This window comes from Hymenobacter aranciens, assembly GCF_030580865.1.
GTDB classification, from domain to species: Bacteria; Bacteroidota; Bacteroidia; order Cytophagales; family Hymenobacteraceae; genus Hymenobacter; species Hymenobacter aranciens.
In genome coordinates this window covers 1-19,683 of the sequence record NZ_JAUQSY010000004.1, presented here as the reverse complement: position 1 = coordinate 19,683, position 19,683 = coordinate 1, and the positions used below count along the sequence as shown (strand labels likewise).

Sequence of the window (19,683 nt, the reverse complement as noted above, 5' to 3'; positions counted from 1 at the left end):
GAGTGCATAAAGGCTGGTCTGGTACTTAGTACGGATGCTTTTGCTTCGTTAATTACGCGTCGTTTTTCCAGGACTACGTAATTTTACGGGGTAAATGCAACGTTTTAGCTGAGCTGTACTGTTAACAACAGCCAATGTCAAAACGCGCTGCCAATTCTTCTGCAATAAAGTAACTCTTATCCTCACCTCTTACATAAGGCTGACTGCTAAATAGCTAGCTGGCTTTCTGCTTCGGTTTGCCATCCCCAACCCGCTGCTGTATTTAGTGACGTTAGATTTACTTCCCCTCTTCTCTGTAAGCCCTGAACTCCCCGTGCCTCTGTGCGGCCGGAGTTCAGGGCTTTTTGGCTTTCATGAAGCGCCATACTGAAGGGCATCGGTTACTAAACCCAAAGTATTTTAATAAAAATTTAATTCAGTCTATAAATCCACCGCTTGGCGGGGAGCGTAACTCACGGCTTATTCGTCCCAGAATGGTACAAAAACCTGGCAGTGTTTTTCAGCAAATAGAGCTTATTCGCTACCCGATGCAGGCGGTTCATTCACCGGCAAATCGTCTCAATTCATCGAATTATCGGGCGTGGTGTAGGGTAGGGGCATACTTTTGAAGTGCAAATAAGAGGAGACTATACCGGGCTTCTGTAGTAGTAGTTAATTTTTTCAATTCACTTTCTTTTCCAATTTATGGAGACAACCTTACGAGTGCCACGGGTGCGGCTGCTGACGCAACTGCTGCTGCTGTGGCTGGGTGCTGTCACCTCGGCCTGGGCTGGGGTGGGACCGCAAATTGTGCAAAACGGCCGGTTTGCCACTTACCCGGGAGTTAATGCGACGGCTTACACCCTGGCCCCCGGAACCGACCTAGGGGCCTGGCGGAGTAGCCAGCCTTACGTCAATACCGACACGAACCCCGCCCGGGGCAACGTGAACGTGCAAATTGATGCGGCCAACTATGCGACCAACGGTAGTGGCGTCACGCAGCGCACGTACTCAGATTTCAGCCCGTCGTCGCCCACCAATCCGGTGACGAGCACTACGACGCTGAATACCTTTCTGTTGTACCGGGGCACTACTACCAGCGCCGACATCTGGTACCAAAACGTGAGTGTGCTGCCAAACACGCAGTACACCGTAAGCTACTACTACTCCAACGCGGCCCCGGTGGGCGCCACGGGGGTAGCGCCGCAGCTTCAGCTGAAAACTACCTTTCTGAGCAGCACCAGCGCAACCACGGGCCCCACCACGCTGGGCACCGTCACGGTGCCGTTTGAAACGACGGGTGCCGGCGGCGACATCTGGACGCAGCAGACCTACACCTTCACCACGGCGGCCAACACGACCAACGTGGAGCTGCGCCTGACCGACCCGGTAACGGCAACCAACAACAACGACAACCAGGTTGCGGTGACGGCCATCGTGCTGCGTGCCGTGTCGGCCAGTGCCGGGGCGGCTTTCAGCTGCGACGGTACTTTTTACCAAATCCGCCAGACGGCCAACGCGGCCATCAACGGCTCGTCGGGCAGCTCCAGCCGGCTGTACGCGGTGAACCGCGCCACTACGCCCTACACCACCACGCAGCAGCAGGAACTGGGCGCCACCTTGAACGCCCTGGGCTACGAGCCCAACAACGGTTACCTCTACGCCCTGACGTACCGCGGTAATACCAGCAACGGTACCGGCAACCCGGTAACGGCGGGCACTTCGCGCGAGCAGCAGCCGTCGTCGTTCGTGGAAATCAACAAGATTGGCCAGGGCGGCATCGAGTCGCTGGGCTTTGTGGCGGGGCTGCCCGTGCAGCAGTGGGCCGCTGGCACCGTCGACCGCGGCTTCACGTTCTACCTCAAGTCGCAGGCCGACGACGCTACGGTTTATAAGCTCGACCTGAGCACCTCACCCGTAACGGTGACGACGCTCACGCTGTCGGCCTCCATTCTGGTGTATGACCTGGCCTTCGACCCGGTAAGCGGGCTGCTGTACGGCGGCTCGCAGCCGGGTATTCTGTATTCCATCAATCCGAACACGGGCGCGGTCGTCACCATCAGCGGTACTTCTACCGATACCACGCAGCCCATTGGCTCGAACTTCTTCGATACCAGCGGCAACCTGTTTGCCTATGGCAACGGGCCCGGGGGAGCCATTACCGCCACCAGCGGCGCGTTTTACAGCGTCAATAAATCGACGGGCGTGTACACGCTGCTCAATAACATTAACGGCGCCAGCAACTCGGACGGCGCCAGCTGCATCAACCCCGGCCAGTACATCGACGTGGTGAAGCAGCTGACCAGCACCGCCCTGGTGCCCGGCAACCCCAACCAGCGTGACATAAGCTTCACGCTGTACGTGCGCAACACCGGCACCGTCACCAATACCAACGTGCAGGTGAGCGACTTTATCTGGGGCAGCTCGACCAACGTCACCTTCCCCGGCGCCACCACGGCGGCCCTGGTAGGCAGCATCACGGTGGCTAACCTCAACGGCAGCACCCTGACGGCCAACCCGGCCTATACCGGCCAGGGCACGGCCGTAGGTGCCGGCGTGGCAACCAGCCCCACGCTGGCGGCGCTACTCAACCCCAGCGCTACTCAGACGCTGACGGCCGGCCAGCAGGCCACCATCAGCTTCACGATGCGCGTGACTTTCCCCGCCGGCCAAGTGCCGCTGACGGCCAGCAACTCGGCCTACGCTAGCGTAACCAGCGGCCTCAACAGCGGCTACACCCAAACCACCAGCGGCACGCTGACGCCCCCGGCCAACCCCCTGGCCACTGACATCAGCACCAACGGCTCGGCCCAGCCTTCCCTGCGTAGCACGGGTACGGCCGACGCGCCCGCGCCCACGCCCGTTGCCTTTGCGCCCGGCCTGGCCGGCAACGTGTATGAAGATGTGAACTACGGGGGCGGCAGCGGCCGCACCCTGGCCGCCAGCAGCGGCGTGAGCCGCCCCAACGTGCGCGTCGAGCTGTTCAATGGCTCGGGCAGTACGGCTACGTTCGTGAGCGCCACCACTACCGACGCCAGCGGCAACTACGCCTTCAACAACCTGACCGCCGGCAACACTTACACCGTGCGGGTGGTAAACGGCACGGTTACTTCGTCGCGCACCGGGGCTGTCAGTACGCTGGTGCCCGTGCAAACCTACCGCTACAACGACCCCAGCCGCGTGGGGGGTGAAAACCCCGCCCGCAACGACGGCGGCAACATCACGACGGCAGGCGCTACCCTGGGCTCGATTGACGTGGCTCCCAGCGGCAGCACGCCCGGCGTAACGGCCCAGAGCGTGGTGGCCGTCACCTTGCCCGGCACCACGGCCTCGGCCACCACGGGCGTGGACTTCGGCTTCAACTACTCGACTATTGTCAATACCAACAACGCGGGCCAGGGCTCGCTGCGCCAGTTCATCGTCAACAGCAACACGCTGGGTGGCGAAACCTCACTGGCCCAGGCGGGCTCCTACACCAACGCCCTGAACCTGGCCGCCAACTCGACGGCCGCGGGCCGGGCCGGCGTGGCGCTGCCCGCCGGGGTCGAGTCGAGCATCTTTATGATTCCGGCTGGCCAACTCACCGGCGGCGTGGCCGTGATTACGCCGGCAACTGCACTGCCGCAGCTAACCGGCCCCAACACCGCCATCAACGGCGCGACGCAGACCTTCAACATCGGCAACTCGAACGATGTGCTGCTCGGTGCGGGCGGCACCGTGGGCACGCAGAGCACGCCTCTGAGCCAGCTCAACGGGCCGGAAGTGCAGCTGGTGGGCAGCACGGCCGTCGCCACTGGTCTCAACATTGCTGGCGCCGGCGCCAGCGTGCGCGGGCTGGCCATCTATGGCTTTGGCAACGGCATCGACGACAACGGCAACGGCAGCATTGTGACGAATGCCAACAACGTGACCTTGACCAGCAACGTGCTGGGCAGTGCCGCCACCAGCTTCGCAGTGCCACCGGTAGCCAATATCAGCACCGACGTGCGCGTATTCGGCGGCACGGGCGTCAGCCTCACCAACAACCTGATTGGCTTTGCCGGGGGCAGTGGCGTACACATCGCTACGGCCGTGACGGGTGTCAGCATGACGGGCAACGAAATCCGGGGCAACGCCCGCAACAATGGCATTTACGACGGCGTGGATGCCCATGGCAGCGGCGGCACGTTTACCGGCAACCTATTGATAAACAATGCGGCTCAGGGCTTCGATAGCTTCGACAGCGCGGGCTCGAACAACGTAACGGGTAACACTTTCAGCGGCAACGGGGTCGGCAACACGGGTACCAACCCGCAAGAGACGGCCGCCGCGCGCTTCTTCGGCACCGGCAATACCTTCAGCCAGAACGTCTCGACCGGCAACTACGGGGCCGGCGTGCAGGTAGTGAACGGCACGACCCTCATCACGCAGAACTCTATTCATAACAACGGCACCATTGTGTCGGCCAACAACACCGCCGCTACGGGCCAGATTGGCATCGACCTGCTGGCTGGCGGCGAAAATGCAGACCTCGGCAGCGCGCCCTTCGTGACCCTGAACGACAACGGCGACGGCGACACCGGCGGCAATGGCCTGCTGAACTTCCCCGTCATTACCTCGGCCGTGGTCTCAGGCTCGAATCTGGTGGTGTCGGGCTTTGCCCGGCCGAACTCGGTTATTGAATTCTTCAGCCCCGGCGCTACAGCCGACGCCTCGGGCTTTGGCGAGGGCCAGACGTACCTGGGCACCTTCACCGAAGGCGCAGCCGGGGTAGACTCCGATACGGGCACCGGCACCTACACCAGTCCGGTAAACGGACTCAATCAAGGCGCCGACAATACTAACGCCTTCACCTTCAGTATTCCACTCAGCGGCAGCTTCGCCAGCATCACGCCTGGCGCGCTGCTCACCAGCACGGCCACCCTCAGCGGAGCCACCTCCGAGTTTTCGGGCAACGTGGCGGTAACCTCACCGCTGACGGGCTACGTGTTTGAAGACGTGAACTACGGTGGGGGCGCGGGCCGCCCGCGCACCGCTACCGGCGCCAGCGTGCGCCCCGGCGCCCGCGTTGAGCTGTACAATGCCAGCGGCAACTTCGTAGCCGCTACCACCACCGATGCCGCCGGCCTCTACACCTTCAACGTGGCGGCGGCCAGCTACACGGTGCGCGTGGTAAACTCCACCGTGACCAGCTCGCGCACCGGCTACGTGGCCGGCCTGCTGCCGGTGCAGACCTACAACGGCACCACCACCCGCGTGGGCGGCGAGGCGCCCGAGAAAACGGATGCCGCCGCCAACACCACCAACGCCACCCTGGCCAGCCTGAACACCGGCACGACCATCGCCGAAAGCCAGCGCGCCGTGACGGTGGGCACCACCGCCACCACCGGCCCCGACTTCGGCTTCAACTTCGACCTCGTGGTGAACACCAACAACGCGGGCCAGGGCTCGCTGCGCCAGTTCATCACTAACGCCAACGCCCTCGGCGGCGAAACCAGCCTGGCCCAGGCCGGCTCCTACACCAACGCCCAGGACCTGGCCGCCACCTCCACGGCCGCCGGCCGCGCCGGCGTGAGCCTGACGGCTGGTGTAGAGAACAGCATCTTCATGATTCCGAACGGCGCGGCTAACGCTGGCCAGCTGGCTGGCCTCGTGAGCGGCCTCACCAGCGGCGTGGCCGTGATTACGCCCACCACCGCCCTGCCGCAGATTACGGGCCCGAGCACGGCCATCAACGGCGCGACGCAGACCTTCAACGTCGGCAACACGAACGACGTGCTGCTGGGTACCGGCGGCACCGTGGGCACCCAGGCCACCGCCCTGAGCCGCCTCAACGGCCCCGAAGTGCAGCTGGTAGGCAGCACGGCCGTGGCCTTCGGCCTCGACCTGGCCGGCGCCGACAGCCGCGTGCGCGGCCTGGCCATCTACGGCTTCGGCTCCACGGCCGACAACGATAACAGCGCCAACATCCGCAGCTCGGTGAACAATGTGCTCATCACCCAGAACGTGCTGGGCACCACCGCCACGGCCTTCAGCGTGCCGGGCACGGCCAGCGTGGCCGACAACGTGCGCCTGACCGGTGGCACTGCCGGCATCACGGTCAGCAACAACCTGATGGGTTTCGCCAACGGCAAGGGTATTTCGACCAACGCCGGGGTGACTAACGTGACCATCACGGGCAATGAGATTCGTGGTAACGGCCGCGCCAGCGCCAACTTCGATGGCATCGACATTCAGGGCAGCAGCAGCACGGCTACCAACAACCTCGTAATCGACAATGCCGGCGTCGGCATCGACAGCTACCGCTCGGCGGGCTCGAACACTTTCACCAACAACACCGTGGCCAACAACGGCCGCGGCACGGCCACCCTGGCCCCGAGCGAAACGCCTGGCGTGCGGGTGTACGGCGCTAGCAACACGATTTCGCGCAACGTCATTTTCGACAACTACGGCTCGGGCATCCAGCTGCTGGGCAATACGGGGGCTTCGCCGGTAACCGGCACGGTAGTTAGCCAGAACTCGACTTACAACAACGGCAACGTAGCCGGCCTCAACGGCACGGCTACCGCCTCGGGCGCCATCGGCATCGACCTGGGAGTGAACGGTGACGGCGAAATTGCCGGTACCTCGCCCTACGTGACGCTGAACAACGCCAGCGGCACCACCGGCGCCAACGGCCTCGTGAACTACCCGATTCTGCGCGGTGCCACCATCGTGGGCACCAACCTGGTGTTGAGCGGATTCGCCAAAGCCGGCGCTACGATTGAACTGTTTGTGGGCCAAGCCAACCCGGCTACCCCCAACGCCACCGGTGCCAACTTCGGCCAGGGCCGCACCTTCCTGCTCACCCTGACCGAAGGCGCCACCACCGGCAACGTGGATAACAGCGCGGCCACCGGCCAGAGCTACGGCCCGGGCGCCATCAACGGCTTCGCCCAGGGCTCCGATACCAACGCCAACGGCTTCAGCTACAGCATTCCGCTGAGCTCGCTGCCGGGCGTGGCGGCTGGCACGCTGCTCACGGCCACGGCTACGTTGAGCGGCGCTACCTCCGAGTTCTCGGGCAACGTGGCGGTGAACACCCCGCCCATCGCCCAGAACGTGACCAACATCAGCATTCCGAACAACAACGGCGCTACGGTGCTGAACCCCAACCTGAGCGGCACCGCTTCGGGCACCGGCAACAGCATTGCCTCCTATACTATCGTGACGCTGCCCGCCCAGGGCACGCTGAACTACAACCCCGGCACCGGCATCACGCCCGTAACGGCGGGCACGGTCATCACGGCCGCCCAGCTGGGCACCCTGACCTACACGCCGACGGCCCCCAACTCGGGCAACCAGACCTTTACCTACACCGTGACCGATGCCAACGGCATCACCAGCACCACCAACCGCACCGGCACCGGCACGGCTACGGCGGGCGCGGCCACCTACACCATCCCCGTAACGGCGGTGGCCGACGTGGCTACCACCATCACGCCCTCGGCTAACCCGGTGAATGCCGGCTCGCAGCTGGTGTTTACGGTGGGCTACAACAACAACGGCCCGAACACGGCCCAGGGCTTCACCCGCACGCTGACGCTGCCGGCCGGCCTGGGCACGGTGACCATCAGCGGCGGTAGCACCGGCACCTATGATAATGCCACTGGCATAGTGACCCTGAACTCGGTAGCCACGCTGGCGCCCAACGGCACGGCCAACGCCACGGTAACCATTGCTTCGGTACCCGGCACCTTCGCCAGCGTGACGGCCAGCTCGACGGTGGGCACCACCACCGGCCAGAACGGCGCCACCGCCAACGATAACGCCAGCTCGACGGTGACCATCACCCCGGCCGCCGACGTGACGACGACCCTGACCGGCCCCAGCGCCCTGCTGGCCGTGGGCAGCAACAGCTACACCGTAACCTATACCAACAACGGCGGCAGCACGGCCAACAGCGTGACGCGCACTGTGACCCTGCCGGCCGGCTCCACGGGCATCACCGCCACCGGCGGCTCGGTATCGGGCAACACCATCACCTACCCCACGCTGGGCACGCTGGCTTCGGGCACTACCAACTCGTTCACGTTCTCCTTCACGCCCCCGGCCGCCGGTGGCGCGCTGACCAGCAACATCGGCCTGAGCTCGCCCGGCCAGGGTGCCAACACGGCCCCCGACCAGGCTACGCTGAACATCACCATCGCCGGCCCGGCCTTCACCTGCAACTCGGTGTTCTACCGCATCCGTCAGTCGGCCAGTGGCTTGTCGTCGGTGTTGGAGCGGCTCGACCGCACCAGCACGGGCAGCACCGTAACCTACGTGGGCACCACGCTCTACGACGCGGGCGTGGCCCTGAACGGCCTGTCGTTCAACTACGCCGACGGCTACCTCTACGCGTTTGGCCTGAGCAACAACACGCTCTACCGCCTCAGCACTACCGGCGTGCAAAGCCTGGGCGCCATCAGCGGCCTTTCGGCCAGCGGCTACAACTCGGCCACGGCCGACCTGAACGGGGTGCTTTACCTGGTGAATAACACGTCGAGCACCATCACCAAGCTCACGGTGTCGACGCTGGCCATCTCGACGCTGACGCTCAGCTCGCCGGTGAACTTCGGCGACATTGCCTACAACCCGATTGACAATCAGCTCTACGGCAACCGTTACTACGCCACCGGCACCGGTGCCGCCAACGGCATGAGCCGCATCGACCCGAACACGGGCACGGTGACCGTGCTGGGCACTCCGGCCACGGCCGGCGATGACATGGGCTCGCTGTTCTTCGACGCGGCCGGTGGCCTCTACGGTGCTACCAACCAAGGTAACCTAGTGAATTTCAGCACCTCGACCGGTATGGCGACGCTCATCGGCTCGGCCGGCCTGGCTACGCAGTCCGACGGCGCTTCCTGCGTGTTCCCCACCCAGAGCCTCGACGTAGTGCTGAGCGCCGCCACCCCGGTGCGCGTGAACGCCACCTCGTTTGACGTGACCTACACCGCCACGGTGAAAAACACCGGCGTGACCTCGGACCCGAACGTGCAGATTGTAAACTTCCTGAACGACGGTAGCAACACCGCCGGCACGTCGTTCCCCAATGCCAGCAGCGTAACCGTAGTGACGGCCCCGGCCGTGACCAGCGGCGCCGCCCTGGCCACCAACGCCGGCTTCAACGGCACCACCAGCACCGGCCTGCTGGCCGGCACCACGGCCCTGGCCAGCAATGCCACCAGCACCATCACCTACACGGTGCGCGTGACCTACCCGAGCGTGGCCGCCATCCCGACCACGGCCCAGAACAACACCGTGTACGCCAGCACCGAGGGCAACAGCCCCAGCGCCGGCTACATCCTGGTGAACGGCGCCGCGCTGGCCCCGGCCCAGGTGCTCGACGGCGACGCCAGCACCAACGGCACCACCCTGCCCGCCACCTCGCACGGCGACACGCCCTCGCCCACGCCGGTTACCTTCAGCAACCCGCTGGCCCAGAACATCACCAACGTGGCCGTGCTGACCACGGCCGCCGCGGCCGTGCTGAACCCCAACCTGAGCGCCACGCCCGGCTTCAACGGCACCGGCGCGGCCATCAGCAGCTTCACGGTGAACGCGCCGAGCAGCGGCACGCTGAGCTACAACGGCACGCCCGTAACGGCCGCCACGGTGGTGCCCGTCGCCAACATCGGCCAGCTGACTTACCAGCCCACGTCGGGCTTTGCGGGCAATGCCACGTTTAACTTCTCGGCCACCGATGCCGCCGGCGGCATCAGCAACACGGCCGTGTACACCATCCCGGTGAGCGGCGTGGCCGACGTGGCCACCACCATCACGCCGTCGCCCTCGCCGGTGAATGCCGGTGGCACGCTCACCTTCACCGTGACCTTCACCAACGCCGGCCCCAACACGGCCGCCGGCTACACCCGCACCCTGACGCTGCCCGCCGGCCTCGGCACGGGCGTCACCATCACGGGCGCTACCTACGACAATGCTACCGGCACGGTGACCTTCACCACGCCGCCCACCACCCTCGCCAGCGGCGCCAACGCCAACGTGACGGTGACCATCCCGAACGTGCCGGCTTCGTTCAGCTCGATTACAGCCAGCACCACCACCGGTACCAGCACCAGCCAGGGTGCCGACTCCGGCGCCAACTCGGCCACCTCGACGGTGAACGTGACGCCGGTAGCCGATGTGTATACCAGCCTGACGGGCCCCGGCTCGCTCACGGCGGGCCAGGCCTCGGGTAACTACTCGGTCACCTTCGGCAACAACGGCCCCAGCACGGCGGCCGGCGTGAACCGCACGGTAAGCATCCCCGCTAACACGGCCACGGCCGTGACCAGCAGCGCTGGCGGCACCGTAACGGGCAGCTTCGCCACGGGCTGGACTATCACCTACGCCACGGCGGCCAGCTTCGCCACCGGCACGTCGAACAACTACACGTTCACGCTGACCCCCGGTCCGCTGACGACGGGCAGCAGCATTGCCGTGACCAGCAACACCAGCACGACCACCAGCCAGAACGGTGCCACGGCCAACGACGCTTCGACGGTGAGCTACACCGTGGGCGCCATCGCCGACGTGACCACCACCCTGACCGCCCCGGCCACCCTGCTGACGGGCGTACCCTCGGGCAACTACACGGTAGTGTTCGCCAACAACGGCCCGAGCACGGCCGTGGGCGTGACCCGCGTGGTGACCATTCCGGCCAATACGGCCTCGGCCGTGAGCGCCACTGGCGCCACCGTAACGGGCAGCGAGGCTGCGGGCTGGACCCTGACGTACCCCGGCGGCACCATCGTCTCGGGCAATTCGGACAGCTACACCTTCACGCTGACGCCTTCGGCTGCCGCTTCGGGTACCAACCTGGTGGTGACCAGCACCACCGGCACCTCCACCGGCCAGGGCCTGAACCTGGGCCCGGACGTGGCCACGACGAGCACGGCCGTAACGCCGGTAGCCGACGTGCTGACGACCATCACCGGCCCGACCACCATCTCGCAGGGGCAGGCCACCGGTAACTACACGGCCACCTTCACCAACAACGGCCCGAGCACGGCCGCCACGGTGACGCGTACCGTAACCCTGCCCACCGGCGCCACCCTGAGCCCCGCCCAGGTAACGGCTCTGAACACGACCTACGGCCTGACCGGCAACGGCGTGAACACCGGCAGCTACTCGACCACGGGCAGCGGCGCCACGGCCGTCACCACGATTAACTTCGGCACCCAGACCTCGGTGGCCAGCGGCGCTTCGTCGTCGTTCGTGTTCGCCTTCACGGCTCCGGCCACGAGCGGCGCGGCTAGCATCGCCAGCAACACCGGCACCGCCACCAGCCAGAACGGTGCCACTGGCAACGACGCCTCGACCCTGAACCTGACGGTAGCCCCGGTAGCCGACGTGACGACCACCATCAGCGGCCCCACGCAGCTGAGCACCGGCGTGGCCACCGGCACTTACACCGTGACCTACGCCAACGTGGGCACGGCCGCCGCCAGCACCGTGACGCGCACCGTGACGCTGCCCGCCGGCGCCACCCTGACGACGGCCCAAACCACGGCCATCACCAGCCAGGGCGGTACGGTAAGCGGCTCGACCATCGACTTCGGCAACGTGACCACGCTTGCCGCGGGCGCCAGCAGCAGCTTCACCTTCTCGTTCACGGCGCCGGCTACGGCCGGCCCGGCGGCGGTGAGCAGCAGCACCTCGACTGCTACGGCGGAAGGCACCAACCCGGCGCCGAACTCCAGCACCATCAACGCGACGGTGAACGCCGTGGCCGACGTAGCCGCCACCATCACGCCCATCGCGGCGTCGGTAGCCGCGGGCAGCACGGGCGTGGGCTTCAACGTGAGCTTCGCCAACAACGGCGCCCTGACGGCCGCCGGCGTGACCCGCACGGTGCAGCTGCCCGCCGGCCTCGGCACGGTGAGCGCCACCAACGGCGGTACCTATAATAACACGACCGGCGTGGTGACCTACACCCCGTCGCCGACGACCATTGCCAACGGCACGCCGCTGACCTCGGTGATTACCTTCACCGCCCCGGCTACCGGCCCGGTAACGGCCACCGCCAACGTGGCCACTACCAGCACCGAAGCCGGCCAGACGGCCAATAACACGCAGTCGGCCAGCCTCGCTATCACCCCGAGCTTCGACCTGCTGACCAGCATCTACGGTCCGGCCACGGTGGTGCAAGGCAACCAGGTGACGCTGAACGTGACGACCACCAACAACGGCCCCAGCGCCACCACCGCCACGCAGACGGTGCAACTGATTGGCGGCCTGACCAACGTGTTCGTGAGCAACGGCGGCACCTACGACAGCGGCAACGGCTTGGTGAGCTTCCCGGCCCTGGCTTCGCTGCCCAGCGGCCAGACGGTAGCCAACACCATCAGCTTCACTGCCCCTACGGCCGGCACCGCGCTGGCCCCGGTAGCCACCGTGACGCCGAATACGGCCCCGGCCGGCGAAACTAACACCGCCAACAACACGGCGTACCTGAATGGCGCGGCCAGCAGCACCAGCCTGACCATCAGCGCCCCGACGACGCCGCGCGCCAACGTGTACACTACGGTGAGCGCCACGCCGCAGGCAGTAGCCGCCGGCGCGCCGGTAACGGTGACCGTGACGCAGGGCAACGCCGGCCCCTCGGCCGCCGCCGATGTAGCGGCAACCGTGCAGCTGCTACCCGGCCTCACTATCACGACCCTGCCCTCGGGCGCTACCTACAACGCCGTAACTGGTCTGCTGACCCTGCCGGCCATCACCTCGCAGGCCTCGGGCGCCAGCACCAGCTACACCATCGTGTTCACGGCCCCGGCCAACGCCGGCAACAACGGCCAGCTGCTGATTTCGGCTTCGGCCACCACGCAGACCTCGGAAACGGTGCTGGCGGATAACGTGGCCTCGACCGTGGTGACGGTAACCCCGACGGCCGACGTGGCCACCTTCGTGAGCGGCCCGGCCAACGCCACCGCCGGCCAGGTGGTGACCTACGCCGCCAGCTTTGCCAACAACGGCCTGGGCACGGCCACCGGCGTCACCCGCACGGTGCAGCTGCCCGCCGGTCTCGGCACGGTAACCATCCTCGACGCCGCCACCGGCCTGCCGGCTGGCACCTACAACAGCGCCACCGGCCTGGTGACCTTCACCACGCTCGCCACGCAGGCGGCTGGCACCAGCTCGGCCTACACCCTGAGCTTCGCCGCCCCCGCCGCCAGCTTCACGGTGCGTAGCGCCACCGGCGCCACCACCGCGGATGGCATGACCACCAACAACGCTTCCAGCGTGAGCACGGCCGTAGCCGGCGCGGCCGATGTGGCCGTCAGCCTCAGCGGCCCGGCCACGGCCGTGGTGGGCAACCCGGTGACCTACTTCGTGACGACGACCAACAACGGCCCGAGCGGCGCCACCGGCGTGGCCACCACCCTGCAGCTGCCCATCGGCCTGAACGGCGTAACGGTAAGCAGCGGCAGCTACGACGGCGGTACCGGCGTGGTAACCTTCGCACCCATCGGCGCCCTGAGCGGCGGGGCCAGCGTGGGCGACTACGTGAGCTTCACCATGCCCAGCGCGACCGGCGGCCAGCTGGCCGGTACGGCCACGGTCACCTCGACCAGCCCCGACCCCGTGGGCGGCAACAACAGCGCCAGCACCGCCACCAGCGTGGCCCCGGTAACGGGCACCACCGCCGACCTAGCCACCACGGTGGCGGCCCCGGCCAGCATCACGGCCGGCGCCAGCCTGACGGTGACGGCTACCTTCACCAACAACGGCCCGGCCGCTGCCACCAACGTGACCCCGACCCTGCAGCTGCCCGCCGGTCTCACCGGCGTGACGGTGAGCAACTCGGGTACCTACAACCCGGCTACCGGCGTGGTTACCTGGCCGCTCATCGCCAGCGCCCCCAGCACGGCCACCGTCAGCTACACCGCCACCTTCGCAGCCCCGGCTACGGGTTCGGTGCGCGCCACCAGCGCCGTAAGCTCGCAAACCAGCGACAACGTGCTGACGAATAACTCGAACACGACCACGACGACCATCAGCGCCAGCTACGATGCGGTGACCAGCCTCAGCGGCCCGGCCAGCAGCCTGCCCGGTGCGACGAACACTTACACGGTGACGGCTACCAACAATGGCCCCTCGGTGGCCCCCTCGGTGACGCCGACGGTGACCCTGCCGGCCGGCGTAACGGCCACCAACATCAGCAACGGCGGCACCCAGACGGGCACCACCATCACCTGGCCCGCCATCGCCAACCTGGCGGCCGGCACCACCAACGCCGTGGCCTACACCTTCGACGTGACCATGCCCGCCACCGGCAGCCTGGCCCTGACGGCCAGCGTGACCGCCGCCGGCGAAAGCAACCCCGGCAACAACGGCGCCAGCCTGACCACCACCCGCGCCAACCAGACGCCCGTGGCCAGCAACGTAGTAAACAGCTTGCAGGCGCCCCGCGGCAATACTTCGACCGAGGCGCTGCTCATCTCGCCGCTGGCAGCTACCGATGCCGATGGCACCGTGAGCACCTACCAGCTGCTGAGCGTGCTGCCGACCGCCCAGGGCGTGCTCTACTACAACAACAACGTCGACGGCATCAGCGGCACGCCGGTGGCCGTGACGACCGCCAACTACGCTGCCCTGAGCCTGACCCAGGCCCAGGCCAACACCCTGCGCTTCGACCCGGCCAGCGGCTACACGGGCAACGTCTTCTTCAGCTACCAAGCCACCGACAACCTCGGCGCCGTGAGCAGCCCGGCCCTGTACACCGTGCAGTCGGCCACCGACAACCTGGCGGTGTACGCCACGACGCCGGTGAAGACGAACACGAATACCAATCCCTACGTGACCAACGACGTGCTGGCCTATGTGATTGACCCCAACGGCGCCCAGTACAACAGCGCCGGGGCCATCTACAACGCCAACGGCACGCTCGTGACCGCCGGTGCTCCGCGCAACGGTCTGGCCACCTCGGGCACCAACGCCGTGCTGGCCCCCACCGGCCCCGCCAGCAATCCGACCAACGCGCTGCCCGCCGGCGTGAGCCTGAACCCGACCACGGGCCAGATTTTCGTGAGCAACGCCGCCCAGCTGGCCAACCCGCCCATGGCCACGACTTACACCGTGAACATCACCACGACCGACGTGTTCGGGGGCGTGACCACGCAGCCGGTGAGCTTCACGCTCGGCGCCTTCCCGCTGCCGGTTGAGCTGACGGTGTTCACCGCCAAAGCCGTGAAACTCGACGGCGTGCTGGCCTGGACGACGGCCTCGGAGAAAAACAACGACCACTTCGACGTGGAGCGCAGCCTCGACGGCCGCACGTTCGCCAAGATTGGCGAAGTGAAAGGCCAGGGCAGCAAAGCCACCCCGACCAATTACGCCCTGACCGACGCCAACATCGGCGCCAAAGTGAGCGGCACGGTGTACTACCGCCTCAAGCAGGTGGACGTGGATGGCGCTACCAGCTACTCGCCCGTGCGCACCATCGCCTTCACCAAGCCGACGACACCGGTGCTGAGCCTGTACCCGAACCCGGCCGTGGGCGAAACCACCCTCGACCTGAGCCAGGTGCCGGGCGGCCGCTACTCGGTGAGCATCCTCGACGCTACGGGCCGCGTGATTGTGGGCCTGAACGTAGAGGGCGGCCTGACGCAGCAGGTGAGCCTGGCGGAAGTAGCCAACGGCACCTACACGGTGCTGCTGCGCGGCACCACCGCCGATGGCACGACCCTGACGCTGACCAAGCGCCTCATCAAGAACTAAGCTCCGCTAGCGAGCCTCCCGAGGGGAGTTGATACGAACGCCAAAAGGCCCTTCCGAACAATCGGAAGGGCCTTTTTCGTGGGCAAAGAACGAGACGAAAACCGTAGCCAGTTGCCGTGAAAGCGACGTAGCAAATGGGCAACGGAGAACCCCGGTGGGGTTCGCGGGTGGCTACTTTATAGGCAAGCGGAGCAAGCTTGTATTTAGTCAGCCAAATGGTAGTCCACTAGCGCCTCGATGGGTGACTGTAGCACCGTGCCCATCGGCATGCCGTGGCGGGCGGCGGCGGCGGCCAGCGCCTCACGGAAGGCGTATCCGACCGAGCCTATGCAGTTGAAGGTGTGGCTTTGGTAATTGGGGTATTGCGTGATGATTTGCGTGAAGAAGGCTTCCATGGCTTCCTCCACCAGGGCCTGGCAGTAGGGGTGGGCGTAGTGCTGGTGCGCGAAGGGCGCGAAGCCGGCCAGGTAGCGGTTGGGTGCCGGCTGGGCGTACACGCGGTCGAGCACGGTGGGCAGGGGGCCAGGCTGGTAGCTGGCGGCGAAGGCCGTGTGCAGCTCCGGCGGCAGGCGCTGGCGCAGGAAGTCGCGCAAGAGCCGCTTGCCGAGGTAAGTGCCGGCGCCTTCTTCGCCCAGGATGTAGCTGAGGCCCTCCACGGTGTGGGTAAGGCGTCGGCCGTCGTAAAGGGCCGAATTCTGCCCCGTGCCGAGGATGGCGGCCAGGCCCGCGCGCCGGCCGAGCAGGGCGCGGGCGGCGGCCAGCATGTCTTCCTCCACCGTCACGCGGGCTTGCGGAAACAGCTGGCGCAGAGCCGCCGCTACTACTTCGGCCTTGCTTGCATCGGTGATGCCGGCGCCGTAGAAATGCACGGCCTGCACCCGCGCCCGGGGCAGGGCAGGGGGCAGGGCCGCGCCCAGCGAGGCCACGATGGCGGCCGTGCCCACGGCGTAGGGGTTGTAGCCTTCGGTGCGGAAATACTGGCGCGGACCGGTGGTATCGGCCAGGCACCACTGGCAATTGGTGGAGCCGCCGTCGGCAATAAGGAGCATAGTAGCGCGAACTTTGTAGTTCGCGTCCCCGCGCCGATTCAACGGTTCGAACAGCGCGGAGACGCGAACTACAAAGTTCGCGCTACTTCCCGAACACCAGCGCCCGCCCGCCCGTACCTCCGCCAATTGTCCGGCCTTGTGTATGACTGCTTCTTCCCCGGCGCGCCTGCCCGCCGCCCTCGCGCAATTCGATTACGACGTATTAATAGTAGGTGCGGGGCCGGCGGGGCTGGCCGCCGCCCTCACCCTGGGCCGCTGCTGCCGCCGCGTGCTGCTGGCCGACGGCGGCCCCCCGCGCAACGAGTGCTCGCCCGGCGTCCACGGCTTTCTCTCGCGCGACGGCATCAAGCCGGTTGAGCTGCTGCACCTGAGCCTGGAGCAGCTTAAGCCTTACGCCACCGTAACGCACGCCTGCCTCAGCATCGACCAGCTGAAACCGCTGCCCACTGGCCGCGGCTTCGAAGCGCGGGGCCGCCGCACCGATACCGACGCCGCGTTCCGCTGCACGGCGCGGCGGGTGCTGCTGTGCACCGGCGTGGCCGACGTGCTGCCGCCGCTGCCGGGCTTCCGGGAGCTGTGGGGCGTGGGGGTATTGCACTGCCCTTACTGCCACGGCTACGAGGTGCGCCAGCAGCCGCTGGCCGTGTACGGTCAGGGCAAGCAGGTAACCGGGCTGGCGTTGCTCATCAGCCGCTGGAGCCGCGATGTGATAGTCGTCACCGACGGCCCCGGCAACCTCAGCGAGCACGCCCGGCGCCGGCTGCACCGCCAGGGTATCCGGGTGTACGAAGACAAAATCAGCCGCCTCGTGGGCGGGCCGGGGCGCAGCTTGCGCTGCCTGCAGTTCGAGAATGGCGAGGAGCTGGAGCGGGCGGCCCTGTTTTTGCACGCGCCGCAGCACCAGCGCAGCCCGCTGGCTGCCGAATTGGGCGCCCGCATTATGAGTAGCGGGGCGGTGTGGGTCGATAAAAACGCCCAGACCAGCGTGCGCGGCCTCTTTGCGGCCGGCGACACCACGCCCGGCCAGCAGCAGGCCCTGGTGGCCGCCGCCGAGGGCAACAAGGCCGGCATGTGCCTCAATGAGAACCTGACGCGGGAAGAGTGCCCGCGCTAGCCCCGGCAGCGGGTGGGCAGGCGTTGGGCTGATGAGGACTGTGGTATAGTGGATGTGTTTGTAAATTAATGCAATGCCATTGATGTTCTGAGGGAGCGAAAGCAACTTCGGGTGTCCGGTGGGGTCTCTCATCTAACCCACTATGCAACAACTACACTCACTTCGCGCCCGCGCCCGGGCGCGGGCGCGTCGGCGCGCTCCCCTTTCTGGCCGGATGCTGGCCTGCTGCTCGGGCTGACCCTGCCGGTAGCCCAGGCCCCCACCTGGACCGACGCCACCATCGGCAGCAGCGTGCAGAACAGCGGCACGACGACGGTGGCGCAGCCCAGGGCCAGCACTGCCAACGAATACGACATTGTGGTGGCCAAGTACACCGACAACGGCACCAGCGCCAGTCTGGGCTGGGTGCACATGGCCGGCGGCACGGGCGTTGATATCGGCTACGACATCGCCGCCAGCGGCACCAGTGTGTACGTAACCGGCGTCATTACCAATAGCGCCGCCGACGCCAGCCTGGTGCGCTTTGGCCGCACCGGCAGCACGGCCAGCACCATCGTGCAGCCCGGCGCCAGTACCGCCAACACCCGCAACCTCGTGGTAGACAAGTACACCGACAAAGGCAGCTCGGCCACTTTCGACTGGAGCCAGGTGGGTGGCGGCCGCGAAACCGACGCCGGCTACGTCATTGCCACGGCCACGGTGGACGGCGTGACCAACGTGTACGTGACCGGCCAGATTACCAGCAACCTCAGCGACAACAACACCGTGCGCCTGGGCGGCAGCGGCACCACGGCGGGCACCGAGGCGCTGGCCGGCGCCAGCACCGCTGCTACCAAAGACGTGGTAGTAGCCAATTATGCCGACGCGGGCAGCGCCGCCAGCATGGTAGGCCCGCGCCGACGGTGGCCCCGGCAACGACGAAAGCTACGGCCTGGCCCTGTCCGGCGCCAACCTGTACCCGGCCGGCGCGGCCGTGCCCACGGCTACTTTCGGCAGCTTCGTGTTCACCACGCCCGCCGCCGGCCAGACCGACTTCCTCGGCGAGCTGCCCCCTATCTACACCCCGCCGCTGCCCGTCACGCTGACGGCCTTCGATGCCACGGCCGCCGGCCGCCACGCCCTGCGCCTGAGCTGGGCCACGGCCAGCGAAACCAACAGCGTCCGCTTCGAGGTGGAACGCAGCCGCGACGGCAGAGCCTTCGGGCGCGTGGCTACCCTGGCCGCCGCCGGCCGCAGCAGCAGCCCGCGCCAGTACCAGCTGCTCGACGAGCAGCTGCCCGTGGGCGCCACCACGCTCTACTAGCGCCTGCGCCAGGTAGATAAGGACGGCAGCTTCAGCTACTCGCCCGTGCGCACGGTGCAGCTGGCCGCCCCGGCGGGCCTGAGCGTATTCCCCAACCCGGCCACCGGCCGCGCCCCGCTCGTGGGCGCGGCCCCCAATGCCCCGGTGCGGGTGTTCGACGGCCTGGGCCGCGAGGTGCTGGCCACTACTGCCGATGAGAGCGGCACGGCCCTGCTGGCCCTGCCCGTCCGCCTCACGCCGGGCGTGTACGTGCTGCGCACCGGCGCTACGGCCCGGCGGCTGACGGTGCAGTAAGCTCCCGTCATCAATTCAGCTTGTTAATGAAAGCGCCCCGGTCATCTGACCGGGGCGCTTTCGTTCTGCTCGCAACCTGGTTAATACTCGCTGGGTTTCTTGCCGAAGCGTTTGCTGTACAGCTGCGTGAAGTGGCTGGCATTGGGGAAGCCCACTTCGTAGGCGACCTCGGCCACGGTGGGCAGGGCCTGGGCTTCGAGCAGCTGGCGGGCGCGGTCGAG

At 66.7% G+C, this 19,683-nt stretch carries 6 protein-coding genes; 4 read left to right on the top strand and 2 right to left on the bottom strand.

Annotated elements, in window-relative coordinates:
- Positions 1-684 precede the first annotated feature (684 nt).
- Positions 685-15,702, top strand: a complete 15,018-nt coding sequence (locus tag Q5H93_RS06745; protein ID WP_305005744.1) for a right-handed parallel beta-helix repeat-containing protein — start codon at positions 685-687, stop codon at positions 15,700-15,702.
- Positions 15,703-15,905: 203 nt separating this feature from the next.
- Here the strand turns inward: Q5H93_RS06745 and Q5H93_RS06740 are convergent, their stop codons facing one another.
- Positions 15,906-16,751: an N-acetylglucosamine kinase gene (locus tag Q5H93_RS06740; RefSeq protein ID WP_305005743.1), complete on the bottom strand. Its 846-nt coding sequence runs from the start codon at positions 16,749-16,751 to the stop codon at positions 15,906-15,908.
- A 142-nt stretch (positions 16,752-16,893) separates the two neighbouring features.
- On the opposite strand from Q5H93_RS06740, the gene Q5H93_RS06735 reads away from it, so the two are divergent.
- The 3 genes from Q5H93_RS06735 (at position 16,894) to Q5H93_RS06725 (ending at position 19,462) form a co-directional block, all read left to right on the top strand.
- Positions 16,894-17,865: an NAD(P)/FAD-dependent oxidoreductase gene (locus Q5H93_RS06735; RefSeq protein WP_305005742.1), complete on the top strand. Its 972-nt coding sequence runs from the start codon at positions 16,894-16,896 to the stop codon at positions 17,863-17,865.
- Positions 17,866-17,976: 111 nt separating this feature from the next.
- The gene (locus tag Q5H93_RS06730; protein ID WP_305005741.1) at positions 17,977-19,188 is read left to right on the top strand and encodes a hypothetical protein; all 1,212 of its coding nucleotides are present in this window, start codon (positions 17,977-17,979) and stop codon (positions 19,186-19,188) included.
- A 25-nt stretch (positions 19,189-19,213) separates the two neighbouring features.
- Positions 19,214-19,462: a T9SS type A sorting domain-containing protein gene (locus Q5H93_RS06725; RefSeq protein WP_305005740.1), complete on the top strand. Its 249-nt coding sequence runs from the start codon at positions 19,214-19,216 to the stop codon at positions 19,460-19,462.
- Between the two features lie 80 nt (positions 19,463-19,542).
- On the opposite strand, the gene Q5H93_RS24160 is transcribed toward Q5H93_RS06725, so the two are convergent.
- Positions 19,543-19,683 (bottom strand): helix-turn-helix domain-containing protein (locus tag Q5H93_RS24160; protein WP_369810997.1); only part of this gene is annotated, 141 nt, incomplete at its 5' end.

What these genes read in the sequence shown, in the direction of transcription:
- Q5H93_RS06745 (WP_305005744.1), top strand. Translation starts at nt 685, where the DNA reads ATGGAGACAACCTTACGAGTGCCACGGGTGCGGCTGCTGACGCAACTG.
- Q5H93_RS06740 (WP_305005743.1), bottom strand. Translation starts at nt 16,751, where the DNA reads ATGCTCCTTATTGCCGACGGCGGCTCCACCAATTGCCAGTGGTGCCTG.
- Q5H93_RS06735 (WP_305005742.1), top strand. Translation starts at nt 16,894, where the DNA reads ATGACTGCTTCTTCCCCGGCGCGCCTGCCCGCCGCCCTCGCGCAATTC.